Consider the following 24,782-nt stretch of genomic DNA (forward strand, 5'->3'; position numbering starts at 1 on the left):
GCTCAGCCTTCAGGTGAGACGACAGCGATGTCCGGCGCGTCAGGGTTTTTCATTCCAATGACGTGATAGCCGCAATCAACATGATGCACCTCCCCCGTGACGCCGCTGCTGAGACTGGAGAGGAAATAAAGCCCGGAACCCCCGATATCCTGCAAGGTGACATTGCGCTCAAGCGGCGCATTAAGCTGGTTCCAACGCAATATATAGCGGAAATCGCCGATCCCGTTGGCGGCGAGCGTCATGATCGGCCCGGCGGAAATGGCATTGACCCGGATATTATCCCTGCCGAGATCCGTGGACATATAGCGCACAGAGGCTTCCAGAGCCGCTTTGGCGACGCCCATCACATTATAATGCGGCATGACGCGTTCAGCGCCATAATAGGTCATGGTCAGGATGGAGCCGCCATCCTTCATGAGGGCGGCCGCACGCTGCGCCACGGCCGTGAAGGAATAGACGGAAATATCCATGGCTTTCAGGAAAGCATCACGCGGCGTGTCGACATAACGCCCACGTAGATACTGCTTGTCCGCCCAGCCAATCGCATGGACAAGAAAGTCGATTTTACCCCATTTCTTCTCGATTTCTGCAAAAGCAGCGTCGATATCTTCATCACTGCTGACGTCACAGGGCACGACGAGGGGCGCGCCAATGGACTCAGCGAGGGGCCGCACCCTTTTGCCCAGCGCCTCACCCTGGTAGGTAAAAGCGAGTTCCGCCCCCTGCGCCGCACAGGCGGAAGCGATCGCCCACGCGATCGACCGATCATTGGCGACTCCCATAACGAGTCCGCGTTTGCCCGCCATCAAGTTGCCTTTCGGCGTCTCGGACACATTATTGGACATGGATATCACTCCCTGCGTAAGCCTGCTGTCTCGACAATATAACGAAATTGAGGATTTCTTTGCCTTCGTCGCACAACACCGCGTGGCAAACAAGTGTGCAGATGCTACGGTGACCGGGAAACGGGGAGGTTGACATTGTCTGATCACGATTCTGCACCATTGATCGATTTGTCCTCTGATCCTTTCTCCATTTTCGACGCATGGCTTGACGCTGCGGAAAAGTCGGAACCGAACGACCCGAACGCGATGTATCTCGCAACATCGACCCCTCAAGGCCGCCCCTCCCTCCGTGCCATTCTGTTGAAAGGGCATGACCGGCGGGGTTTCGTGTTCTACACGAATCTGGAAAGCCGCAAAGGGCGGGAACTCGCTGGAAACCCTTACGCGGCGCTGCTGTTTCATTGGAAGTCCCTCCGACGTCAGATCCGTATTGAAGGCCATGTCAGCGCCGTCAGCGCGGCGGAGGCGGATCGTTACTTCGCGAGTCGACGCCGTGAGTCGCGCATTGGCGCCATTGCATCAGATCAATCCCGCCCTCTTTCTGACCGCGCGATTTATGAAAAACGCATTCAGGATGCGGAGGCACGTTACGCGGCCACGGAGCCGCCACGCCCTGATAACTGGTCAGGCTTTCGCGTTAACCCTGCCCTCATGGAATTCTGGCAGGACCGGGATTTCCGAATGCATGATCGCGCCGTCTGGACACGGTCATCCCCCGAAGACGAAACCTGGAGCGTGACGCGACTTTACCCTTAGCGGCCCCCTCTCGGCGCGGCCAATGGAAGGACCCGCCCATTTTGACGCGATGGAAAGTATTTTTTCAGGCTGATAAGCTGCCCTGTGGCCCATCCGACGGCATGAAATCCGCACGTCGCGCATCGGACCTCAGCAGGGAAAATGGAGTTTGATCATCATGTACAGCGTTAAAGACATCCTGGTCCCCCTCTATGATTCAGACCACCTGGAATCTGTCCTCGCGACCGCTTTTATCCAGGCCCAACGTTTCCGCGCCCATATTTCCGCCGTCTTCGTCAGTGATGACCCGAATGAGGCCGCCGCCTTCGCGGGGGAAGGGCTTTCCGGCGCGCTGATACAGGATATGGTTGATGCGGCGGAGCATGAGGGCCAACGTCAGACGCTCAAAACCCGCTTGAACTTCAACATGTTTCTTGAACGGCATCATATCGCGCAGATTTCAAGAAATCACATTGGTGAGGAAAACCCGGAAACGCGCACGGCGAGTCTGGAATTTTCCGAGCCCCCGGCAAATGAAGCCATTATCTGGCGGGCGCGCCTGAGCGATGTCACGATCGTGCCCTTCCTCGGAAAGCAGGAGAACCCCAAAGCTTCCGAGGTCATTCATGGTGTGCTGTTTGAAAGCGGACATGCTCTGATGATCGCTCCGCCCACCCCGCCGAAAAGCGCCGGGTCCCGCATTTGCATCGGGTGGAATGGCACGCAGGAATGCGCCCGGGCCCTCGAAGCCAGCATGAAATGGCTGCGTCAGGCTGAGGAGGTGACCATCCTGACGAGTGATGAATATCAACGTCGCGGCCCGACCAGTGCCGACGTGCAATCCTACCTGAAATTACACGGCATTACCGCCCCTATCCATCAATTCGCGGCGATTGACCGCAATGTGGGGGAAGGCATGTTAAGAACCTGTCGGGAGGTCAATGCCGATATGCTGACGATGGGCGCTTATTCCCACTCACGCTTGCGGCAGATGATTCTGGGTGGCGTCACCCGGCATATACTTGAGGAGGGACATTTAACGGTATTGATGTCGCGGTGACATTCAGGCGTTTTTAACTTAAGACGAGGCTGACATTGTCACATTTTACACATTTTCCGTTGTCTGAAACCAGAAATGTCCAAACGCCGCCTGCTGTCTCGAAAAATTCTGCCTTCCGTCGCGCGTGCCTATCTCGGTTTGGCCCTCAGAACGACGCGCTGGCGCATTATCGGGCCGCATGCGGGCCGAAACGTGCTTATTCAGATCCCGGCCTCACGCCATCCGGGAGCGATCGTCGCTTTCTGGCACCGGAATCTCCTTCTCCTCCCGGCTTTGTGGAAGTGGGCGCGCACCCGAAATGGCGCGCTTCGCCTCAATGTGCTGATCAGTCGCAACCGTGATGGGCGCCTCATCCGCCGCACGGTCGCGCCATGGGACATTATCGGCATTGAAGGTTCAAGCAATAAGCGCGGACAGAATAAAGGGGGTGCCCGCGCCCTGCGTGCAGGCGTGAAAGCGTTGGAGGGCGGCGCTTTATTGGCCATCACACCGGATGGCCCGCGCGGCCCGGCGGAAAACGTGCAGGCCGGGGCGACGGCGCTGGGTCGGCTCTCACGTCGTGTCAGCGTACCGGTTGGGGGCGCCTGCCGCGCCGTGCGGCTCAAGACATGGGACAGAATGCGCGTCCCCCTTCCCTTTGGTCGCGGCTATCTTTGCCATGGCACGCCGCTCCCCTCAGGTGCCTCCACCGAACTTCTCGCGCAGCAGATCGCGGCGGCGGATCAGCGGGCCGCACATGCTTATCGCGCGAGCCGTCATTATGTGATTGACCTGATCTGGCCCTGGGTCGGCCTCGCCGCCTCCATCTATCTGCGTCGCCTCGCCGCCAGGCGTGTCCAGTCCGGCAAGGAAATCGCCGAGCGGCTGGAGGAAAGGTTCGGCCGGTCCAGTGTCCCGCGCCCTGGCGGGGATATTTTATGGCTCCATGCCGCGAGCGTCGGTGAAGTCAGATCCATCCTGCCCCTGCTGCAACGATTCCTTGATGCCTGGCCACGCGTCACCATTCTGATCACAACCGCGACCGTGACCGGCTGTGAGACCGTGGCGCGTCATAGGGAGCGCTTAACCCAAGCCCATCGCAAGCGGCTTATCCATCAATTCGCGCCCTATGATGTGGTTCGCGCAACGCGGCGATTCCTCAATCACTGGAGGCCGGTCGGGCTTCTTCTGACGGATAGTGAATTATGGCCGGGTTGGCTGCGGCAATGCAGCCGGCGCGGGGTGCCGGTCGGATTGCTGAATGCGCGGCTTTCTCAAAAATCCTTTTCGCGTTGGCGGCAGACCGCCCTCCTGACGCGCCCTGTCTTTGAGCGCCTTGCTTTCGTCGCGTCACGGGGTGCGGATGACGCCGCGCAATATGACCGCCTCGGCGCGAAAAACGTTTTCTGTGTCGGAGATCTGAAGGAACTCGCCCCCGCTTCCGCCGTCGATGAGGAAGCGCTCAACGCGATGCGCCATGCTTTAAAAGATCGCACGGTGCTTACCGTGTCCTCGACGCATCAAGGGGAGGAGCCGATCATTATCGACGCCATCGCGTTGGCGCGGCGTAAGGTGAAAAACCTCCTCGGCATTATCATCCCGCGGCACCCTGAACGCGGCGCGGAAGTTGCTGAACTCGGCAATCCGGCCTTCCCCCGACGCTCCCAAGGCGCATTACCGGGGGAAGAGGATGCCATCTGGGTGGCGGACACGCTGGGTGAACTGGCACTCTTCTACCAATTGGCTGATTTCATTTTTATCGGTCATTCCCTTCTTCCCCATGGTGGCGGCCATAACCCCTATGAGGCGCTGCATGCCGGCGCACCCTGCGCCACCGGGCCCTACCGCGCCAATTTTCTGGAGGCTTATCAGCAGCTCGGCACGCGCTTCACCACCGTCAATGATGCGCAAAGCCTTGCGGCATGGGTCAGCCAGGAAACCAACCCGTCACAACCATCCCGCCCGGATCAGAACGGCGATGAAAACCAGTCAGATCGTTTCGTGGTCCTCGCCAATACACTTGTTGCGCGTGTCAGTGCGATGACCGGCCTATGAAGGTGATGGCGCCCCGCTTCTGGCATGTGCCGCACGCCACGTTTCAACAACGTCTGCTGACACCCTTTTCCCTCATCGTCAGATTTGCCCATAAGATACGTCAAAGCCTGGCCCGACCGCTCACCGTGTCCGTGCCGGTGATATGTTGCGGCAATCTCTCCGTCGGGGGAACGGGCAAAACAATCGTGGTGCGAGAGCTGACACAGCGTCTGCAGGCCCAAGGCCATACGCCGCACATCTTATCACGCGGCTATAGGGCGCGGCTGAAAGGCCCTTTGCGCATTGACGTAGAAATCATGACCTCGCGTGAAGCGGGTGATGAGCCGATCATGCTGGCCCGTGACGCGCCCGTATGGATCGGCCGTGACCGGCGGCAAACCGCGCTGGCGGCCATCGGGGCCGGGGCGGATTGCCTCATCATGGATGACGGGCTGCAAAATCCCGGGCTTGCCAAGACACTGCGTATCGTCATCATTGATGGTGCAGTGGGGCTTGGCAACCGCCATGTCATCCCCGCAGGCCCCTTACGTGAAGACGCTGAGAGGGGATTGATGAAGGCAGATGCCGTCATTCTCATCGGTGAAGACAAAACATCCCTTGCCGCGAAAATTCCACCGGGCAAAACCATCCTCCGCGCCCAGCTCATCCCCGGTACGGATCTTCGGCGTTTACAGGGGCAGCGCGTCATCGCCTTTGCCGGTATCGGACGACCCTCAAAATTTTTCAGCATGTTGACGGATTCAGGTATCACCGCATCGCGGGAAATTTCCTTTCCCGATCATCATGATTATACGGATCGCGATTGTCAGCGCCTGATCGGCCTTTCTCAAACCGCGAAAATGCAGCTTGTCACCACCGCGAAAGATGCCGTCAAGCTGCCTGCCTGGTTTCGTGAGCAGGTGCAGGTCATCCATGTCGCGCTTAAATGGGACCGGCCTGAGGCGGTTGAACGTCTTCTCAAACAGGTCTGGAAGCATTGACGGTGGCGAGCCGCTGGAAACGCGTCGGGCATCGACTGGAATATATGCTGGCACGTGCGCTGCTTTACGGGTTCTCCCGCATGGCGCCGCAAAAAGCATCGCGCCTCGGAGCCGCTATTGCAAGGATGATCGGGAAGTGGGCCCCCGTCTCACGCATTGCTGACATCAATCTGCGCCTGATGCTGCCCCATCTTTCCGCCGCTGAACGCGCCCGCCTGGTCAGAAACAGTTGGGGACATATCGGCGCAACACTCGCGGAATTTCCCCATTTATCGCACCTTGAAAAAGATAAGGCATCCGACCCGGGCTGGAGGATTGAGGGGGAGGACCATCTCCTTGCCCTTCGTGATCACGATGTTCCGATCATTTTCTTTTCCGGCCATATTGGCAATTGGGAGATGCTGCCCCCCATCGTGGCCTCTTATGGCCTCGCTTTTGCGCCATTTTATCGTGAAGCCTCCAACCCCCTGATTAACAGATTGATCGCCGCCCTCCGGCAGAAAGCGGCGGGACAAGCCGTGCCCATGTTCCCGAAAGGGGCGCGAGGGGCGCGCGCTGCGATGGCACACCTTAAAAACAGGGGTCGACTCGGCGTGCTGGGTGATCAGAAGATGAATGACGGCATTGTCGCGACATTATTTGGTGAGGAAGCCATGACGGCCTCCGCAACGGCGAGCTTCGCACTCAAATATCAATGCATCATCGTGCCCGGCGTCATGCGGCGGGTCGGCCCGGCGCGACTACATCTGCGTGTCGAGAAACCTTTTACGCCGGTCGCGACAGGTGATCGGCAGAAGGACGTTGAAATGCTGACGCAGCAACTGAACGATCAGCTTGAGGCCTGGATTCGCGAGACGCCCGACCAATGGTTGCTGCTTCACCGTCGTTGGCCCCGCCATTTTTATGCGCTTCCGGTAAAACCGCGCGCTTGAACGGGTTTTTGCATGGCTGCCATGCATAAATGAACATTGTAATTTCGCAACATCATGAAAGTGTGATGACGGAAATTCGCCTGTTAACCGGTTTTTCGGTTGTTAAACCGCGCTTTAGAGGCTTAGCTGGAAGCATCCTCGGTCAAAGAAGGAATGCTGAACAATGTCGCGTCCTGCCTGCAGCTCTAATAAAAACGACCTCCCCCCCGAGAATAACGTCGTCACGCTCCATGCCCGCGTGACCGACCGACATCTTGCCTATCTCGCAAGATGGTTGAAAGCCGGGCAGCGCATGGGGCTTTGCGACGCGGATATCGTCTCAGTCGACAGCGCTTCCGGAAAAGCTGTGCAAAGACAGGTTGTCGTCTGGGTGCGTGAGAGCGCCGACCCTGCTTATCTCATCGGTCCCGCCGGGCTGAAATGGGTAGTGTCTGATGCCATTCGCGACCACGTTATTGGCGAATATCGAAGTTTTGAGCACGCTTTGGCCGCAATCCGACCCGTTATCGCGCTGCAGGAAAAACCTGTCAGCAACGCCGAGTCGTTTCTTCTGCAGGGCTGAAACCACGCGCGCCCCATTTGTCAGGCGCGCATCTCGCGATCCGTAAGGGTGACCCCACTTAGCTGGAGGTTGAAGCGTCCGGCTTCGCTGGCGTTGCCGGTGACTCGTCAAAACGTCGCTGCGCGGGGAATGCCATTTTGAAGCCTCCCATCGGCAAAATTTCAAACACGGCCAGGCCGCGCCGGACCGTACCATCAGGTTTGAGGGCGAAAATGCCGTCTACCCCGGCAAAACCTGTTGCACGCGTCAATGAGGCCGCGCCCATCACGCCGCCCTCCCGCATCATCGCGCCCGCGAGGGCTGCGCTGTCATAAGCGACGTCAGCAAGAATTGAGGGTTCGACACCGTAACGCGCCCGATATTTTGCAACGAAGCCGCGCCGGAAACTCGGGTCAGGCGCTGCGAACCAGGCGCCACCCAATTTGCCCAGCTTGGCCGAAAAGCCCCGCCATAAAGCAGGCCCCATAATGCGCATTTTCTTCAGATCCGCGTCGCTGGCGTCGAGGACGTTGATATCCGTCTGAAGGGTCAACCCCGTATCGCCCAGAAGGAGGGCGTCAAATCCCGCCCCGGCCTGCGCATTCCCGGAAGCATCTGCCAGCTTCCCAGCTTCATCCGCGGTGCTTACGCCTGTCGGGTCGATGGCGTCGGGCTCTGAATCGGTCGGGTTCGCGGCCACCCCCGTCGCTTTCGGCGCGTCAGTCTTGTGAGGCGCCATCTTCAACAGATCACCCAACTTGGTCTTGATATCCCCCTCAGTGCCATCATGGAAGGTCACGGTCGGGGCGGCGAGGCCACCTGCGGCACAAGCCCGTGTCAACGCATCACCGAGCGCATGTCCAAGCGCTGAATCCGGAAGAAACGCCGCAAATTTTGAGCGTTTCTCGCGTTTCTGCGCCGCATCCACCATTTGCGCCACCTGCTGCGCCGGGGTCACGCCCATCACCCACATGGACGGACGGGAGACATTGTCATTACTCGTAAAAGCCAGGGTCGGCGCCATGGCCCCCTCACTCAGCGACTCCACCCGCTCCGCATGCGAGGCGCGAAGGGGGCCGAGTTGCAGCTTCTGCCCCCGATCAAGCGCCGCGCGCGCGATATCGTCGGATTCGGAAAGGACGGATTCATCCTCAATCGCCAGGCCCTGGCTTGTCGCGCCGGGGAGGGCCAGTCGGGCCGCATTGGCCATCTGGGTGCCGATACGCTGGTCCCGCCCGCTTAACGGCGCAAACATGATGATGTCCGCTGGCGGCTTTTTCTGCGCCATAAAGCCTGCGCCGCCATGCATATAAGGCCCTTCACCCGCACCGCCACCGCCACCGCCACCGCCACCGCCACCGCAGGCTGTGAGGATGAGGGCGAGGCCCGTCAGGCTTGCAGCGCTCTTGCATAAGCGCAGCAAAACACGCGAAGAGAGACTGATCGCAGTTTGAGCGTGATCTGGAGTCCGCATTGTCATCGTCTTCAAAGAAATCCCCTGATATATCGCGCAGCGTTGTGACGCCTTCCGATGGCGGCACTGTATCAACAAGCGCGCAACATCCCAATGGGTGTTTATCGCTTGTTGCAACGCCAATCGGCAACCTTGCCGACATGACGCATCGCGCCGTGGAAACATTAAGGACAGCAGCGCTGATCCTGTGTGAAGACACGCGCGTCACCGCAAAACTCCTCAGAGCGCACGGCGTTTCACAGAGGACGCAAAGTTTTAACGATTTCAATGAATCGCGTCGTATTCCTTCACTGATCGAAAAGCTCAAAAGCGGCGCGCATATCGCGCTGGTCTCCGATGCGGGCACGCCGCTTCTTTCCGATCCGGGCTTTCGACTGACGCGGCAGGCCATCGCGGAAAATATCCGGATCGAGGCCATACCCGGTCCGCACGCCGCCAGTATGGCACTGACTCTCTCCGGCTTCCCGCCTTTGCCTTACAGCGTATATGGCTTTCTCCCGCCAAAAGACGGTGCGCGCCGCCGTGCCCTGGCGCAGATCGACGCGCTGGAGCAGCAGGGTTATCAGGCGACGCTCATCTGGTACGAAGCCCCGCATCGCCTGTGCGACACTTTGAGATGTATGCGGAATGTTTTCGGGGGCGAGAGATGGGGGGCTGTCTCTCGGGAAATGACAAAGAAATTTGAGGAGACGCGACGCGGGACCTTATCGGCGCTGATCGCACATTTCGAAGCCCATCCACCGCGCGGCGAGATTACCATCGTGCTGGCACCGGCGGAGAAAACCGCACCCGCGCCGGAACAGCTCGAAACGCTTCTTAAAACAGCTCTGGAGACGCAAACCGTCAAAGATGCCGCCGCTGCCATTGCCGCGCAACTGAACCTTCCCAAACGCGATGTCTATCGCCTCGCCCTGATCCTGGGAAAAACGACCGATCAATCTGACGATTGAGGGAGGTTGAATAATTTTGCGGGCATCGGGACATTGAACTGCGTGTCAGAAAGTGTGACCTGTGTCGATTGACCCTGCGCGTCAACGACCCGCCATCCGCGCAGAACAAGCGGCGATTTCTGAACGTCCAAAGTCAGGCTTCCCTCTTCTGCCTTCCCCTTTTGAATAATCGTCAGATGGATATCGCGCCCATCCTCCTGAAAACCGGTGACGGAAACCGAACCTGAAAACGCGACCTTGCTTTGCAGAAGAAGGTTGAGTGGCGTGCTTTCGAGCGGCAGGGAGGTCACCTGCTCCAGCTCCTTATCCTGATAGACAAGCTTGCCATGGTTGGCGACGATGAGGAGCGTCTCCGGGCGCTCAAACGCAAAGCGCATCTTACCGGGACGGTCGAGCCAGACTGTACCATGGGAGACGGTGCCATCCGGGGCCAACTGCTCAAAATGTGACCGGGATGATTGTATGGATTGGATGGTCTCCGCGATGCGCGCCACCCAACCTTTCTGGGTCGGCAAAAGCGAAATTTCCGCGTCGGCGCGCGCATGCGGGATCAGGAGGGCGCTCCCTAAAGCGGCCAATGCGAAGAATTTTGCTTTCACCATCGTTACGCTTTCCCTCATGCCACGCAATATAGTTTTTCAGACACGCGCCTCGTCGAAAATCCGCCGCACATCGCTTGCCCATGCGCCATGATAGCGCGCCAGCCATTTTTCAGCCTGGGTTGGGCCGCCATCAGCGATCTCCATCAAAGGCTGAAGATACATTTCTTCCCCAAATTGACGGGCCTTCAACCCGGCTTCCGCCATGGTAAGCACGTTGCGGGCAAGGTTGCGCAAGCCGCCGGGAAAAGCCGCATTCATCGCGCTTTTCGGCACGGCCGCCCGAAGCGCCGCATAAGTGCGCCAATCATGTTGCCTGACCCGTTTTTCCGCCTCCCGTAAAATCTCGGGATTATAAAGCAGCCCGGCCCATAAAGCGGATTGGGCCAGCATCATTTCCGGCGTGCCGGCATCAGCGCCGCGCATCTCCAGAAACTGCTTCAGGCGCACGTCCGGAAATGCTGTGGTGATGTGATCCTCAAAATCCCCGACAGATGGCGTATAAGCGGCAAGGCGCGGGTCAGGGCGCCCTGCCAGCCATTCCCGGAAGGATGCACCGGCAACGTCGATGATATTCCCGTCACGCATGATGAAATACATCGGGATATCCAATATCCAATCAACATATTTCTCAAAGCCGAACTGATCATCAAAAAATACCATGGGCATGCCGCTGCGCACATTATCTGTGTCCGTCCAGACGAGGGCGCGGTTGCTAAGATAGCCATTGGGCCGCCCTTCCACGAAGGGAGAATTGGCGAAGAGTGCAGTCGCGAGAGGCTGCAAGGCCAGCGAGACACGCATTTTGCGCGCCATGTCTTCTTCAGAGCCAAAATCAAGATTGACCTGGACGGTACAGGTGCGCGTCATCATGTCCAGACCACGTGTGCCGACTTTCGGCATATATTGCCGCATGATGGCGTAACGGCTTTTCGGCATGAACATCATCTCATCCCGCTTTAAAAAGGGATGGAATCCGAGAGGCGCAAAACCGAGACCCAGCGCTTCGGCGGGGCCGCGAATCAGATCGAAGTGATGTTGCATTTCGGCTCTGGTGTCATGCAGCGTTTCCAACGGCGCACCGGAAAGTTCGAACTGCCCGGCAGGTTCAATCGAGAGGGAGGCACCGTGGGATGCGCCCTGACCTTTCATGCCGATCACGGCGCCACGATCCTCAATAGGCGTCCATTCCGCGCCATCCGCTTCAATGGCTGAGAAGAGCGCTTCAATGCCTTTCGGGCGATAAGCAGGCTGTGCGTAAGGCGCGCGGCCATCCTGCGCATCAGGAAGGACGAAACCGAATTTTTCATGTTCCGTGCCGATGCGCCAGGATGACCGCGGCTTTATACCGCGCGCCAGAACGTCATAAAGTTGCTTGGAGGACGTGATGGGCGTTGCGTCATGATCACCGGGGTTCGACATCGTTAACAGTAAAACTCCGCAAGGTCGGTCATGGAATGTTCAGTTGTCATATAAAAGGAAGCCCTCAGGCATTTTGCGCCACAATGGACAATGCGGAAAGCCCCGCTATTGCCGCCGTATCTGCGCGTAACACCGTCTTACCCAGCGAAATGGCGCAAACATCATTAAGTTTTTTCAATTCTGACACCTCTCTTTCGGAAAATCCACCCTCCGGGCCGACGAGAAAGACGTAGGAGGTGGGAATCCGGGTTGGGAAGGGCGCGTTGCTGCGCTCCAACCCCACGAAAACCTGCGTGCCCGCCGGTCGGGATTGCAGGAAGGACGCAAGCGACGTGATGGGCGCGATCTCCGGGATGTCGAGGCGCTCACATTGCTCCGCGGCCTCGATTGCGATGGCGCTTAGACGGGCCAAATTCGCACGATGGGTGTTTGTGCGCTCCGTCACGAGGGGGATAAAATGCCGGACACCCAACTCCGTGCCCATGCGGATCACCAGATCTGTCGCATCACGTTTCAAGAGCGCGAAAGCGAGCGTCGCGCCCTGTAATTCACCCGCCATCACGCCAGGGCGCAGACAGGATGAGAGCACGACACGACATTCTCCCCGGCGCATCATATCTATCCGCGCTGACCATTCACCATCACCGGCATTGAAAATCCGCACCTCATCTCCGGAAGTCAGCCGCATCACCGTGCCGAGATAATGCGCCTGCGCGGGGTTAAGGCGCTGCTCAAGCCCTGGCGAGAAGCTCTTTTCCGATTGGGGGACGAAAATTCTTGGACTATCCTTCATGCAATCTTCCCTGTGGTGTGTCCTCAGCAGCGTATAGAGGCAGGGATGATATAGGTGGAGCAAAAGGTGAATTCAGCCCCTCAATTTCATACAGATGTCATGACACAGGGTTGGGTGCGGTATTTCCCACGTCCTGTCCGACCATATCTTCTTCTGGCACGGCTGGATCGCCCGGTGGGCACGTGGCTGCTTTTTCTGCCGGGCTTCTGGGGCATCCTTCTGGCGCGCCCTGTCATGGATGGAACCAGTCTTCGCCTGATCCTGCTTTTCGCCCTTGGTGCGCTGGTCATGCGTTCGGCAGGGTGTGTCGTGAATGATTTATGGGATCGGGATATTGATGCCCAGGTCGCGCGCACAGCGGTGAGACCTCTCGCCAGCGGGCAGATCCGGGTGAAAAACGCGCTTCTGTTTCTGGCTGTATTACTGGCTCTGGGCTGTGCTGTGCTGGCGCAATTGCCCGTGCTCTGCTGGTATCTTGCGCCAATCGCGCTTTTGCTCGTGGCTTTTTACCCGGCGGCAAAGCGCGTAACGTGGTGGCCCCAATTGGTCATGGGATTTACATTCGGGTTCGGGGCCCCGATGGGATATGCCGCCGCGGCCGCGCGGCTCGATATGACCGCATTCTGCCTCTATGCCGGCACGATTTTCTGGCAGCTCGGCTTTGATACGATTTACGGCTTTCAGGATATTGAGGATGATGCCCGTATCGGCGTCAAATCCACCTCACTTTTATGGCGTGGAAAAGCGAAATTTTTCGTCACAATCTGTTATGCTCTGGCGACAATTCTCTTTACGGCCAGCGCCTTACTGGCAGAGGTTGACGGACTCTTCTGGCCTTGTGGCGCATTTGCGACGTTGATCCTGATATATCAGATTTTTACCTTGCGCCCTGATGACCCGCCACATTGCCTTAAATTATTTAAAAGCAACGTCTTATATGGTCTGGCTCTGGCCGCCTCCCTCGTAATCGGTCGCATCGTCTGATGACCCCTCAGGCGCTTCGCGTGCGCTCTCCCAATGAGATGAGATATTCCCGGCCCAAACTCATAATCGACCCCGCAAAGGCGATGATGGAAGCCGCCAGCAAACATACTGTCGTCTCATGACCACTGAGGCGGAAGATCGCCGCGACGCACAACGCCCCCATTGTCTGCCCTCCCAATCTCTCAACGGATACAAGCCCGGAGGCGCCGCCCTCCCGCCCTTGCGGGGTGGCGACCATAAGGACCCGGTTATTCGGTGGATGAAACAGCCCGAACCCGCATCCGCCGATCGCAACGCGCCAGGCGATGGAGAAATTTGAGGCGGATGCCGGCAGGAGCCACATCAGGAGGAATGCCGCCCCCATTAGGAAGAGGCCAAAGGCACAAATTTGTGCGGCGGGCAAACGGTCCGTCCATTTGCCGATGACGAAGGACATCATGCTGATGGAGAGCGCCCAGGGCGTGATCAACAACCCCACCTCTGACGGTGAACGGTTAAACACAGCCTCCAACGTGAATGGCAGCGCGATGACGAAAAGATTGGAAGAGATATAGACCAGATTACCGCAAGTGAAAGCGACGAATATCCGCGGTATGGGCAGGATATCCGTCGGCACGATCCGAAATTGCGAGAACTTCTCACGCCGGACCAGCAAGACACCACACACTAATCCGAGCGCGGTAAAGCCCATAGCGGAAATCCCGCCACCATGAACGAGCGCATCCAGTCCGATGACCGTTAGTGTCAGGGCCAGCACGCTGAGCGCGATTGCCTTGAAATCGAGCTTCTGCTCCGAAAGTGGTGTCTTGGGGAGGGACGTCAGGGCGAGGGTCAGGGCGATCAAGTCAAGGGGGAGATTGATCAGATAGATCCATTGCCAGGATGCCAGCGCCAGAACAGCGGACCCGATTGACGGGCCGCACGCCACACCAAGCCCGAGTGCGAAGCTGTTGAGGGCGATCCCTTTCCCGATCGTGTGCTGAGGATAGATAAAGCGTATGAGCGCGAGATTGACCCCCATAATGCACGCGCTACCCGCCCCCTGGAGGGCACGCGCCAACGTCAATGTCAAGAGAGAGCTGGAAAGCGCGGCCAATGTGGACGCCACCAGAAACAGCGTGATCCCGATACAGCATATACGTGCATATCCGACCCTGGACCCTAAAGCTGAAACAGGAAATAAAAGGGCCAGGCCCGCAAGCTGGTAGACATTGATCGCCCAGATCGACTGGGAAGAGGTAACGTGAAGCTCTCTGGCGATCGTCGGCAGGGCCACGTTTGTGATCGCGTAATCCAGAACCGATATGAAGACTGCGAGGACGACGGCGAACATCGCGCGGTAACGGACGCCTTGCGGCAGGCCGTAACGCGCCGCCGCGCCCTCAACCGACATGAAGGGGCCGCTCCATACTGAAATGTCGTTGGTAAAGGGCGACGCTTTGACTCATCCCCCATAAAAAGAGGGTGGCATCGAAGCGTGGCGCGCCATCCCGCAGAAACGCATGTTGCCCGTCAACCTCATGCCAGGAGAGGCGCAGCCTGGCTTTTTCAAGCTGGTCCCGGATGAGTCGTCGCCCATCATAAGGTACGTGAGGGTCATGCAATCCCCAGACCATCATGACTTCGCCCTTGATTTCGGCGGCACGCCGGAGGGAATCATCCGAACGCCCGGCCCCTAGGGTCGCCGTATGTAAGTCCGTGGCGTAAAAGCAGACGGAAGCCTCAATCGCAGGGTTCAGCGCCGCGCGGAAGGATAAGTGCCCCCCAAGACATACGCCGAACGCGCCGAAACGCCCATTACACTGCGCATCTTCTCGAAGCATTGAAATCAACGCTGCCAGATCACGATCATGCTGCGCGACCGGCTTTTCATATTTCAGCTCATTACCGCGATCCGTCCCCGCCTTGTCATATGACAGGACGGAACCCGGGGGCTCATATTCATGATAAACTTCCGGGACAGCGACAATCATGCCATGCCCGGCGATCATCGCGGCCAGGCGCTCAATCGGCGCTGTCATCTGGTAAATTTCGGAATAAAGAATGATGGCGGGATAACGTCCCTCGCGCGCGGGGCGGAATAAATGCGTGCGCATTTTGCCGGATGGCGTGTCGATATCCACCGCTTCTGATGGTTTGATCAGCATGTGGATTCTCCTGTCACAGTGTCTGACTGAGCGTCAGGAGATCATACATCCATTCAGGAGTCGCGGGCGCAGCCTATCGATAAAGTGATCAACAGTTCAGTTGCATTGTTGTTGTTGCCGCAACAATGCATGACGTCGTCATAACCCTTAAAATACAGGTCACGTCCCTATAATATTGGGAGTTATTGTGAATCTCGCGCAAAAGGATTTTTTGTGCCGCGTGTCTGAAGTCGAATTGGTACGCCCGGCAGGTAAAATGCCTCCCGCAAACCATTGACGAGGTAACGCCGGTAAGCCTCCGGCACCTGCTCAGCCCGCGTGCCAAACAGGATAAAAGTCGGCGGCCGCGCTTTGGCCTGCGTCATGTAACGGAGCTTGAGCCTGCGCCCATCGACCAGAGGGGGCGCGTGACGCTCAAGCGCGCCTTCAAACCAGCGATTCAGTTCACCGGTTGAAACGCGGCAATTCCATATATCATGGACCTGACGCACGGCGGGCATGAGCTTGTTAATCCCCGCACCGGTCAGGGCTGAAAAGGTGATGACGGGGATACCCTTCATCTGCGCCAGGGAGATCTCCAATCGATCTGAGACGGCTTTCATGGTTGCGGCACGATCAGCGACCGCATCCCATTTATTGAGGGCGATGACGCAGGCGCGCCCTTCACGCTCAATCAGTCGGGCGATTTGCAAATCCTGCTCGTGCACGCCGAGCAGCGCATCAATGACGAGCACGACCACTTCAGCCATTTTGAGGGCTTCAAGACTGGCGGAGACGGAAATACGTTCCAGCTTTTCCTCAACGCGGGCCTTTTTGCGCATCCCTGCCGTGTCCACGAGCTGGACGTCGCCTTTCTGATCCCGAAATTGCACCGAAATCGAATCGCGCGTCAGGCCAGGCTCCGGCCCGGTAATCATCCTTTCAGCACCGAGAAGGGCATTCACTAAAGTCGACTTGCCCGCATTGGGCCGACCCACAATCGCCAGGTGCAGCGGGCCGGTTTTAATCGGTGCCTCAGCGGCCTCATCCGAAGCGTCCCTATCTTGCAGCGACAAACCGGCCTCATCCGGCGCATCTTTTTCGTCGCCCTTCAGCCGGTCCGCAATTTCCCGCATCAGATGGGAGAGCCCCTCCCCATGCTCGGCTGAGACGGCGAGAGGCGTCCCCAGACCCAAGGCAAAGGATTCATAAACCTCCGTCTGCGCCGCACTTCCTTCCGCTTTATTGGCAATAAGCAGGACGGGCCGGTTCTGGCGACGCAGAAATTGCGCGAAATGGCGGTCCGCCGGTGTGACGCCCGCCCGTGCATCAATGCAGAAGAGAATGAGATCCGCCTGGCCAATCGCCGATTCCGACGAGGCGCGCATACGCCCGAAAACCGTGTCCGGCGCGGCTTCCTCCAACCCTGCCGTATCCACGATACGGATGAGACGCCCGCCCAGTCGGGCTTCCCCCTCCTTATAGTCACGCGTGACGCCCGGCATGTCCGAGACGATGGCCTGTCGACGTCCTACAAGGCGATTAAAGAGTGTTGATTTGCCGACATTGGGTCGCCCCGCAATAACGACGCAGGGAGTCTGCCCAGATTGCATGATCTTTATCCGTAAGCGTTCAGATTTCCGTCTACGGAGAGTACGAGAAGCTTTCCGTCGCAGATAATGGGTTCAATAAGGGTTGGGCTGGAAGTTTTCGTGACAGAGAGGATCTTGCCCGTGCCCGCATCGACGACGGCCATGCCCGCATCTTTGAAGGATGAGACACAGACGAGCTTTCCGTCCGCCATGATCGGCCCGAACCAGGTGATCGCGTCTTTATCTTTCACCTCGTTTTGAAAGCGCCGCAAATTCTGTGACCAGCGCACATGCCCGGACTGCCGGTCGAGACAGGCGATCTGCTGGTCGGATGAGATAATATAGAGCCAGTCATCGACAATAAGCGGTGTGTTCTGGCCGCTGACCTCCCTCTCCCACAATCGACGCCCCGAGCGCATGTCAATCGCCACAAGCACTTTCGAGAGGCTGACAGCATAGACTGTCTGATGGGTGATCACAGGTGCGCCGCGGACACAGGCGAGGTCAAGGATCGCGCCCTGCCCGTTAGAGCCGCCAAGACTGTCACTCCAGACAAGCTCGCCCGATTCAGCCCGTAAAGCGACGAGGTCACCACTGCCGAAACCCGCAACAACGATCCCGTTAACGATGGCCGGGGCGGGTTGGCCGAACATCACTGTTTCAGCAGGCGTGGCCTGATAGCTCCAGAGTTGCCGACCCGTTTGCGCATCAAGTGCAAAAAGACGCTCATCAATCGTGCCGAAAAACACGCGTCCATCCATGATGGTCGGGCTGGAACGCCCGGGCACGCCGATATCGCTGCGCCATTTCTCGACACCTGACGCCGCGTCAAGGGCAATAACCTGTCCGACCCCATCCACGATATAGAGCACACCACCGGCAATGCCGAGCCCACCGCCAATATCGGTTGAACGGGATTTCCGGCCTTTCGGGATAAAGCGCCATTTGAGCGCCATACCGGGCCATGTCCAGGCGCGGACCGTGCCGATCGCGTCACGCGTGTAAATCATCCCCCCGTCAATCATGGGCGGAGACTGAATGGCCCCGCGCCCATTCGGGCCGAGGGCGGCAAAATGCAGAAATGCCGGTTCCGAAATTCCAGCCCCGATCGAGCGGGACCAGGCGAGATTACCACTGGCCCACCGCGCATTGACCGCCTCATGAGAGGGGATGCGATGGGCCTGCGCCCATGAGGTAATATTTTCGGAAGGCGGCAGACTGATGGGCGTGTGATCCGACTGATCCACCACCAGCCCGGCACCGCCCGACAGCACATCAACACGATGGCCCGGTATGGGCGGCTTCGGTTTGTCACGGAAAAGCCCGCACCCTGTCAGCAGGGCGGTCGATGCCGTCAACCCGCCGAAAAATGCACGCCTTGAGGATTTCAATGCGGAATGATGGGGGTGATCAGTCATTGAAGCCCGCTTTCAGGATGGTTGACATGGTGGCGGCGCGCTGCCGGATGCTGTTCGGCACTTCAGGGTTGCCAGCAAGCGCCGTGGCGAGGTGGCGGGCCTCAAGCCTGCGCTTTTCATCCAGATTGGACGCCATGTCTGTCGAGAGAAGTCCCTCTTCCGCATAAGGCTTCCACGGCCCACCATCGCGGGCGAGCGCTTCATAACCGGCGCGAATCTCAGCCTCCGGCAAAGCATGCATGGCGGCCGCGGCATTGAGGCGGACATAGCGCGCATAGGCGCGGAAGATGGCAGGTGCCGACGTGTTATCCGCCAATTGCTGAAGCGTTGCGGACCCGGCTTTGAAGTCACCCTGCTGAATCTGCGCTTTCGCCATCTGAACGGCCGCATCATAGCGGATCTGGCCCGGCGCCTTTTTCGTCAGCGTGGCGAGATCAGCAATCGCTTTTTTGACATCCTGATCCGAATCGGACTCAAGCAATGTCAGGGAGGCGGCATAAAAAATCGCGGAGGCCTGTGCCGCATCGCGTTTCAGCGCATGACGGTGCCATTGCCACACACCCAGCCCGGCAACCGCGAGAAGAAGGACGGAAACACATAATGCCGCGTGCCGACGCGCCATGGCGAGGGCCGTTTCGGCACGCATTTCGGATCGGACCTGCTTAAGAAGTTCTTCTGACACGTTGACCCTTTCCTGCGCGCGCTTATGACGGATGAAGAAATCACCCGTCAAACCAACAAGGTGACGATAACCGCTTTATATGCCGACCTGCCGCCTTGTGCGTCAAATTGCGGCGCGTCAGCAAGTCTTATCGTATGACTCTCTCACCCACTTTTCTTTAATTTGGCAGAGGCTTTGTTAAAGGACGCCGCCATATCAGCGAAATCCTTGGAAATACGGTTATGAATGGCCATGCCCTGATCATGGATGGCGGCAATCTGTTTACGGGCATCCGTGCTGATGGCTTCCTCAGCGGTACGCGCCTGTTTGATGACGCAATCATCATATTTCCGGGCGTCTTTCTGGTAAGTCTGAAACTTGTCCACGGCTTCGTTGAAATGCGCGACCGTGTCGAGTTTCAGATCAGGTTCCACCGGTGCCGTCCCGCATCTATCGAAAGGGCCTGCAGCCGCATAAAGCGGTGAGGCGCTCACCCCCGCCATGAAGGACATAATAATGACGGCCCGCTGCCATGTTGAACGCATAATTCCCCCTGATACAAACGCAAGCCGCAAATCTGTCACGGCAGAAAATGCACGAGTCGTCCTTTCGGACCCTCACAGATCTCATCATCCTGCATGACGATATGGCCGCGCACAATCGTTGCTTTGGGCCAGCCTGTCACCTCAACACCATCAAAGGGCGACCAGCCGACCGGCGTGGCAATCCAGTCATTCGTGATCGTGCGCTTTTTCCGCATATCGACCAGTGAGAAATCCGCGTCATAACCAACCGCGATGCGACCTTTATCCGGCACGCCATAGACGCGCGCGGGGCCGGAAGACATGACATCCGTCAAACGCGACAATGACAGCCGCCCCGCATTAACGTGGTCAAGCATAAGGGGGAGGATGGTCTGCACCCCGGTCAGCCCGCTGGCACATTGCAGCCAGGGGCGGCATTTCGCCTCAAGAGAATGCGGCGCATGATCGGATGAGACGACATCAACCCGCCCATCCCGCAAAGCTTCCCACGACGCATCGTGATGCTGCTTGTCACGGATCGGCGGATTCATGACGGCGAGTCCACCCAGGCGCTCATAACACTCAGGCGCATATTGCGTCAGGTGATTGACGAGCACTTCAACCGTCGCAACGTCCCGATGCTCTTTGAGGTAAGCGAGTTCCCCGGAAGTTGATGTGTGCAGAATATGGACCGGACGCCCGGTTTTGTGGGAGAGCGCGACAATACGGCGTGTCCCGCGAAACGCGGTCTCTGAATCACGCCAATGCATGTGATTGACGTAATCCTGCCCGACTTCAAATTGGGGCCGTCTTTCCTGCAGACGATATTCATCTTCGGAATGAAACGCCACGCGGCGATGTCCGCTGCGCAAAACAGCTTCAATCCCCGCATCATCCTCAATCATCAGATCGCCCGTTGAGGAACCTGCGAAAACTTTGACGGCGCAGACGCCCGGCTCAAGCTCCAACCTGGCCAGTTCAGGGGTGTTTTCACGCGTGGCGCCGATATATTGGCCCATATCGATGAAGCTCTTCTCCGCGATTGTCCTGCGTTTGGCGGCCAATGCTGCGGAAGAGGTAATGGGCGGCGCCGTGTTGGGCATATCCAGCACCGTCGTTATGCCCCCCAAAGCGGCGGCCCTCGTGCCGGTCGCGACGGATTCAATTTCAGGGTCACCCGGGTCACGAAGATGTACATGGGCGTCAATCATCCCCGGCAGAACATGCAGCCCTTTCGCGTCGAAGACGTGATCCGCCGTGTCCGCCATCGCGACGGACAGGCTCTCGATCCTGCCATTTTTTACACCGAGATCCGCCGACGCTTCCCCCCACGCGAAAACGCAGATTCCATGTCGGATAATGAGATCGTAATGCATAAAAACCCCGGCAACCCTAACTGGCGAGAACCTCGTAAACATCCCCGTCACAAGGGACGCCCTCTATATGTATTCTATGCCATAGCGCATAAAACAGCAAAACCCATGAGGCCTTACGGGCCTTACGGTCACCCGTCCTCTGCACAATTGCATGAATGTCGACACCCGGCATGGCGGCTTTCAGGGCTTCCTGCTGATGGAGGAGCGGCCCCAATCTCGTGGCTTCCGCCGCCATCCAGGCCCCGACAGGCACGGTGAAACCCTGTTTCGGCGCAAAAGCATTGGCCTGGCTGCATTGCTGGTCCAGCCATTTTCGCAACAGATATTTGCCCTGCCCGTGACGCGTCTTAAGGCGGTCCGGCAGACGCCAGGCCAGTCGCGCCAGCTCAACATCCAGTAATGGCGTCCTGCCTTCCATCCCATGCGCCATCAGGCAACGGTCAAGCTTGATCAGCAGATCATCCGGCAACCAGGTCGCGATATCGAGCCGCTGCGTGGCACGAAAGCGCGTATCCCCCGGCGCAGCGGAGAGGTCTGTCTTCCAGGACGTGTCCTTCCATTTCGGCGCCACAGTGTTCATGATCCCGTTACAGCGCGGCGCACGCCCGCCACGCCACCAGGGGCGGCAGGCGCGCCGATAGCGACCATATCCGCCGAAAAGCTCATCCCCGCCTTCCCCGCTGAGGACCACCGTCAGGTCACGCCGCGCCGCGCGGGCGAGGAACCAGGTTGGGATGATGGCGTAATCCGCCACGGGGTCATCCATGCACGCCACGATTTTGGGCAGATCCTCCCAGAACATCCGCTCAGTGATCGTCACAACCTCGTGCGCCGCGCCGCAAGTGGTCGCCATGCGGCGCGCGGCCGCAGCTTCATCCACCGGGCCCGTATCGAAGCGCGCTGTCCAGGCGACGGGCCGACGTGTATCAAGCCGCACCATCGCGGCGAGTATGGCAGCACTGTCGATCCCGCCGGAAAGGAAGAGCCCGCTGGGCACATCCGCGCGCTGATGCACGGCAACCGAGTCCAGCAATATCTTATCAAGCGCTTTGAGCGCGGCTTCCTCCGTCATGCCGCGATCAATATCGCCCTCAATGGCGGGCCTGAACTGCCGCGACGTGATCGCGCCATTTTCGACCACCATAGTCTCACCTGGCCGCGCCCTTTTAATGCCCGGGAAAATCGTTTCAGATCCGGCGACAAACTGCGTCTGCAAAAGTTCGGTGACAGCTTCCGGGCGGCATGACGCGGCCGCATACCCCCCGGCGATCAGGGCCTGCGGCTCAGACGCGAAAGCGATGCCCTGCGGTGTTTCAACATAATAGAGGGGTCTGATCCCGAAAGGGTCACGCGACAAAGCGGCGCGATCCACCTCATCCCCCTGATCCACAAAGGCGATGGCATACATGCCCCGCAACGCATCAACATAATGCGCACCAAGCCACGGCCATAGATAAAGGGGGGCTTCACAATCACTCCCCGTCTTGAAAGCGATGTGAGACAGGTCTTTCCGCAATAAGGGATCATTATAGATCTCAGCATTCGCAACCAGCGCCAGGCGATCATGGATAAGGGGCTGCGCGCCGCCTTCAAGATCAATGATGGAAAGCCGCGTATGTCGCAGCCCGACCCCGCGCGCTTCAAATGCGCCGCGCCCGTCCGGGCCGCGATGCAGGATTGCGCGCTCCATCCGGTCAAGGGCGTCAATGTCGATTTTCGTCCCCGGCCTGGCGAGGAAACCTGCAATACCGCACATTTAACGGAACCTCATTTGCTGGAAAAATCGGTCCCACTGCGCAAGGACGGTCGGTGCTGAGAATTCCCGCTCATAACGTTGCCGCCCCTTGACGGAAAGCGCATGTGCTTTATCCGGATCACCTAATAAATTATTGATCTTTAACGAAAAGTCGTGCGGGTTTTCACTCTCCGCCAACATTCCGTCTTCCGTCCCGTGCAGGATTTCTGCCGGGCCTTGAATGTTACCTGCAATAACGGGCCGTCCGGCGGACATGGCCTCGATCACAATATTGCCCAAAGGTTCAATTCGGGAGGAACAGATAAAAATATCGCACGCACGCAGGAAAGGACCTGTGTCTGTAAGCCAGCCCGGCAGATGCACGCGGGACGTCACACCGCATTGCCGCGCCACGTCCTGAAGCGCATCGCGTGCCGGGCCCTCACCGGCAATGACGAGATGGGCGCGCGGGACATCCTGCAACGCGCGGATCAGGACATCGAAGCCCTTATTGGGATGAAGGCGACCCATCGCAAGCAGGAAAGGCACGTTGGCGGGGATGAAATTCGGCCGCTGCGGGGTGACGTCGCTGAAATCCCGCGCGAAATTGGGCAGGTAGAAGACCTTGTCCTGCGGCCAGCCTTTCTGCGTCATCCATGTCACAAGCCCACGTGTATTGCCGATAAGCGCGTCGCAATGGCGGTAATTTCTGAGATCATAATAGCCGCCCAGCCGCCCGACCAGCGCCCAGGGGCCGCGCGGCGTCGCCCTTGTGGCGCGGTTCATCCAGGCGATCGCGATATCGGGCCGATATGTCGTCAGGCATTTTTTGAGGTGCCGCCGCGTCAGAAATGTCAGATGACGGTGGAAGCGGAGTTGCGTAATGGCGACATGACCCGCCTCAAGCCGCGCCGCACGCGCACCATCCGGACGAATAAACGTCGTGACCGGGTAACCCTGACGATGCTGGGCCACGGAAAGGCGCTCAAAAAACAGCTCGGCGCCACCTCTCGCGGCGCCGGCCATAATGTGCGCGATACGCGGTAAGGGCGGCGATGTCATAATAACGTTATTGACCGCGACGGAGCAAATCGCAAGCGACGTCAAAGACTTTGTCAACGGAAATCCCGTCAATCGGTGCCTCGCCCTCCGGGCCTTCCGCCTGGATGTAGGTTGCGCAGGGGCCGGAGGGGGCATATTCGGAAGCACGTGAGGGGCCGAACAGCCCGATTGTCGGTGTACCCGCTGCCGCGGCCAGATGCATCAGGCCGGAATCATTGCCGATAAAGGCGCTGCACCTTTGCAGCAAGGCGATCACTTCAGGCAGGGCGCGGTCCCCGCCGACATCGACGTGATGGCAGGCAGGTTCAGCAAGAAACGGTTCGGCACGGGCTTTTTCCTGTGGTCCGGGGCCGTAAAAGACCGCGATCCGGTAACCATCGCGAATGAAACGTTCGCAGAGCGCTCTGAAAGACGCTGCGGGCCAGATTTTGCCGCACCAATTGGCGGTTGGCGCAATGGCGATCCAGGCCGGGCCTTTCGGGAGGAGCGACCGGGCCTTTCGCCGATGTTTCTCCGTCGTATGAACTTCCGGCTGCGGCGTCGGGCAGCATTGCAGGAGGGCACCATGATGATGAAGCCTTAATCCGGCCTTACGCCCCCCGCGGGAGATGGAACGCGCCCTGGCATTGAGGAGATAACTCAAGGCTGAGCCGCGAAGGTCAACAATATGGTCCCACCGCGTCGGGAAACAGTCACGCCATAATTTCAGCCAATGGAGATCAAAACGTTTCTTCTCAAGACGTATGACGCGGTCGACACCCGGCCAGCAATCAAACAGGCTGGCCGCGACAGGTCCACAGACAATAGTGACCTGCGCATCGCCATAGCGGTTTTGAAACGCGCGTAACAAGCCGGTGGAGATCACGACATCCCCAAGACGGTTACCCGTGATAAACAAAAGTCGTTTCAAAACAAATTCCTCAATCTCGGCGAGAAGCG

23 protein-coding genes are annotated in these 24,782 nt (G+C 58.5%); 8 read left to right on the plus strand and 15 right to left on the minus strand.

Features of this window, described 5'->3' with window-relative positions; all coding sequences use genetic code 11:
- Positions 1–2 precede the first annotated feature (2 nt).
- Positions 3–845, minus strand: a complete 843-nt coding sequence (gene fabI, locus N5W20_RS04160) for an enoyl-ACP reductase FabI (RefSeq protein ID WP_319807651.1) — start codon at positions 843–845, stop codon at positions 3–5.
- A 135-nt stretch (positions 846–980) separates the two neighbouring features.
- On the opposite strand from fabI, the gene pdxH reads away from it, so the two are divergent.
- The 6 genes from pdxH (at position 981) to N5W20_RS04190 (ending at position 7,148) form a co-directional block, all read left to right on the plus strand.
- The gene (pdxH, locus tag N5W20_RS04165; RefSeq protein WP_319807652.1) at positions 981–1,601 is read left to right on the plus strand and encodes a pyridoxamine 5'-phosphate oxidase; all 621 of its coding nucleotides are present in this window, start codon (positions 981–983) and stop codon (positions 1,599–1,601) included.
- Positions 1,602–1,758: 157 nt separating this feature from the next.
- Positions 1,759–2,640 (plus strand): universal stress protein, encoded by an 882-nt coding sequence (locus N5W20_RS04170; protein WP_319807653.1) that lies wholly within the window; start codon positions 1,759–1,761, stop codon positions 2,638–2,640.
- A gap of 75 nt (positions 2,641–2,715) precedes the next feature.
- Positions 2,716–4,674 carry a glycosyltransferase N-terminal domain-containing protein gene (locus tag N5W20_RS04175; protein WP_319807654.1) on the plus strand — a complete coding sequence of 653 codons (1,959 nt, stop codon included), beginning with the start codon at positions 2,716–2,718 and terminating at the stop codon, positions 4,672–4,674.
- Positions 4,671–5,654, plus strand: a complete 984-nt coding sequence (gene lpxK, locus N5W20_RS04180) for a tetraacyldisaccharide 4'-kinase (RefSeq protein WP_319807655.1) — start codon at positions 4,671–4,673, stop codon at positions 5,652–5,654. The genes N5W20_RS04175 and lpxK overlap by 4 nt, the downstream gene beginning before the upstream one ends.
- Positions 5,655–5,656: 2 nt before the next feature.
- A complete protein-coding gene (locus N5W20_RS04185; RefSeq protein ID WP_319807656.1) occupies positions 5,657–6,586 on the plus strand; it encodes a lysophospholipid acyltransferase family protein in 930 nt (309 codons plus the stop codon).
- Positions 6,587–6,749: 163 nt separating this feature from the next.
- Positions 6,750–7,148: a hypothetical protein gene (locus N5W20_RS04190; RefSeq protein ID WP_319807657.1), complete on the plus strand. Its 399-nt coding sequence runs from the start codon at positions 6,750–6,752 to the stop codon at positions 7,146–7,148.
- 58 nt (positions 7,149–7,206) lie between these two features.
- Here the strand turns inward: N5W20_RS04190 and N5W20_RS04195 are convergent, their stop codons facing one another.
- Positions 7,207–8,601 (minus strand): penicillin-binding protein activator, encoded by a 1,395-nt coding sequence (locus tag N5W20_RS04195; RefSeq protein ID WP_319807658.1) that lies wholly within the window; start codon positions 8,599–8,601, stop codon positions 7,207–7,209.
- On the opposite strand from N5W20_RS04195, the gene rsmI reads away from it, so the two are divergent.
- The gene (rsmI, locus tag N5W20_RS04200) at positions 8,601–9,551 is read left to right on the plus strand and encodes a 16S rRNA (cytidine(1402)-2'-O)-methyltransferase (protein WP_319807659.1); all 951 of its coding nucleotides are present in this window, start codon (positions 8,601–8,603) and stop codon (positions 9,549–9,551) included. The genes N5W20_RS04195 and rsmI overlap by 1 nt on opposite strands.
- Here rsmI and N5W20_RS04205 read toward each other — a convergent pair.
- From N5W20_RS04205 to N5W20_RS04215, 3 genes are all read right to left on the minus strand, one after another.
- Entirely contained in the window at positions 9,536–10,153 is a 618-nt protein-coding gene (locus N5W20_RS04205) for a LolA family protein (protein ID WP_319807660.1), read from the minus strand. The two genes, rsmI and N5W20_RS04205, sit on opposite strands and share 16 nt — an antisense overlap.
- A 36-nt stretch (positions 10,154–10,189) precedes the next feature.
- Positions 10,190–11,572, minus strand: coding sequence for a glutamate--cysteine ligase (locus tag N5W20_RS04210; protein WP_319807661.1), 1,383 nt, complete (start codon positions 11,570–11,572; stop codon positions 10,190–10,192).
- Positions 11,573–11,636: 64 nt separating this feature from the next.
- Positions 11,637–12,365 (minus strand): 16S rRNA (uracil(1498)-N(3))-methyltransferase, encoded by a 729-nt coding sequence (locus N5W20_RS04215; RefSeq protein ID WP_319807662.1) that lies wholly within the window; start codon positions 12,363–12,365, stop codon positions 11,637–11,639.
- Positions 12,366–12,464: 99 nt separating this feature from the next.
- Between N5W20_RS04215 and ubiA the strand changes: the two genes are divergently transcribed.
- Positions 12,465–13,349 carry a 4-hydroxybenzoate octaprenyltransferase gene (gene ubiA / locus N5W20_RS04220; protein ID WP_319807831.1) on the plus strand — a complete coding sequence of 295 codons (885 nt, stop codon included), beginning with the start codon at positions 12,465–12,467 and terminating at the stop codon, positions 13,347–13,349.
- Positions 13,350–13,356: 7 nt separating this feature from the next.
- Here ubiA and N5W20_RS04225 read toward each other — a convergent pair whose 3' ends face one another.
- The 10 genes from N5W20_RS04225 to N5W20_RS04270 form a co-directional block, all read right to left on the minus strand.
- Entirely contained in the window at positions 13,357–14,742 is a 1,386-nt protein-coding gene (locus N5W20_RS04225) for an MFS transporter (RefSeq protein ID WP_319807663.1), read from the minus strand.
- The gene (locus N5W20_RS04230; RefSeq protein WP_319807664.1) at positions 14,732–15,496 is read right to left on the minus strand and encodes a dienelactone hydrolase family protein; all 765 of its coding nucleotides are present in this window, start codon (positions 15,494–15,496) and stop codon (positions 14,732–14,734) included. The genes N5W20_RS04225 and N5W20_RS04230 overlap by 11 nt, the downstream gene beginning before the upstream one ends.
- A 182-nt stretch (positions 15,497–15,678) precedes the next feature.
- Positions 15,679–17,088 (minus strand): ribosome biogenesis GTPase Der, encoded by a 1,410-nt coding sequence (gene der, locus N5W20_RS04235; protein ID WP_319807665.1) that lies wholly within the window; start codon positions 17,086–17,088, stop codon positions 15,679–15,681.
- A gap of 5 nt (positions 17,089–17,093) precedes the next feature.
- Entirely contained in the window at positions 17,094–18,485 is a 1,392-nt protein-coding gene (locus N5W20_RS04240; RefSeq protein WP_319807666.1) for a PQQ-like beta-propeller repeat protein, read from the minus strand.
- The gene (locus tag N5W20_RS04245; protein ID WP_319807667.1) at positions 18,478–19,167 is read right to left on the minus strand and encodes a tetratricopeptide repeat protein; all 690 of its coding nucleotides are present in this window, start codon (positions 19,165–19,167) and stop codon (positions 18,478–18,480) included. The genes N5W20_RS04240 and N5W20_RS04245 overlap by 8 nt, the downstream gene beginning before the upstream one ends.
- Positions 19,168–19,310: 143 nt before the next feature.
- Positions 19,311–19,691 carry a hypothetical protein gene (locus N5W20_RS04250; RefSeq protein ID WP_319807668.1) on the minus strand — a complete coding sequence of 127 codons (381 nt, stop codon included), beginning with the start codon at positions 19,689–19,691 and terminating at the stop codon, positions 19,311–19,313.
- 35 nt (positions 19,692–19,726) lie between these two features.
- Complete coding sequence (locus N5W20_RS04255; RefSeq protein WP_319807669.1) at positions 19,727–21,046, minus strand: dihydroorotase; 1,320 nt, start codon at positions 21,044–21,046, stop codon at positions 19,727–19,729.
- Between the two features lie 16 nt (positions 21,047–21,062).
- A complete protein-coding gene (asnB, locus tag N5W20_RS04260) occupies positions 21,063–22,802 on the minus strand; it encodes an asparagine synthase (glutamine-hydrolyzing) (RefSeq protein ID WP_319807670.1) in 1,740 nt (579 codons plus the stop codon).
- Positions 22,803–23,843 (minus strand): glycosyltransferase, encoded by a 1,041-nt coding sequence (locus N5W20_RS04265; RefSeq protein WP_319807671.1) that lies wholly within the window; start codon positions 23,841–23,843, stop codon positions 22,803–22,805.
- Positions 23,844–23,850: 7 nt separating this feature from the next.
- A complete protein-coding gene (locus tag N5W20_RS04270) occupies positions 23,851–24,753 on the minus strand; it encodes a glycosyltransferase family 9 protein (protein ID WP_319807672.1) in 903 nt (300 codons plus the stop codon).
- Between the last annotated feature and the right edge of the window lie 29 nt (positions 24,754–24,782).

The sequence above is a fragment of the Candidatus Kirkpatrickella diaphorinae genome (genome assembly GCF_025736875.1).
GTDB classification, from domain to species: domain Bacteria; phylum Pseudomonadota; class Alphaproteobacteria; order Acetobacterales; family Acetobacteraceae; genus Sorlinia; species Sorlinia diaphorinae.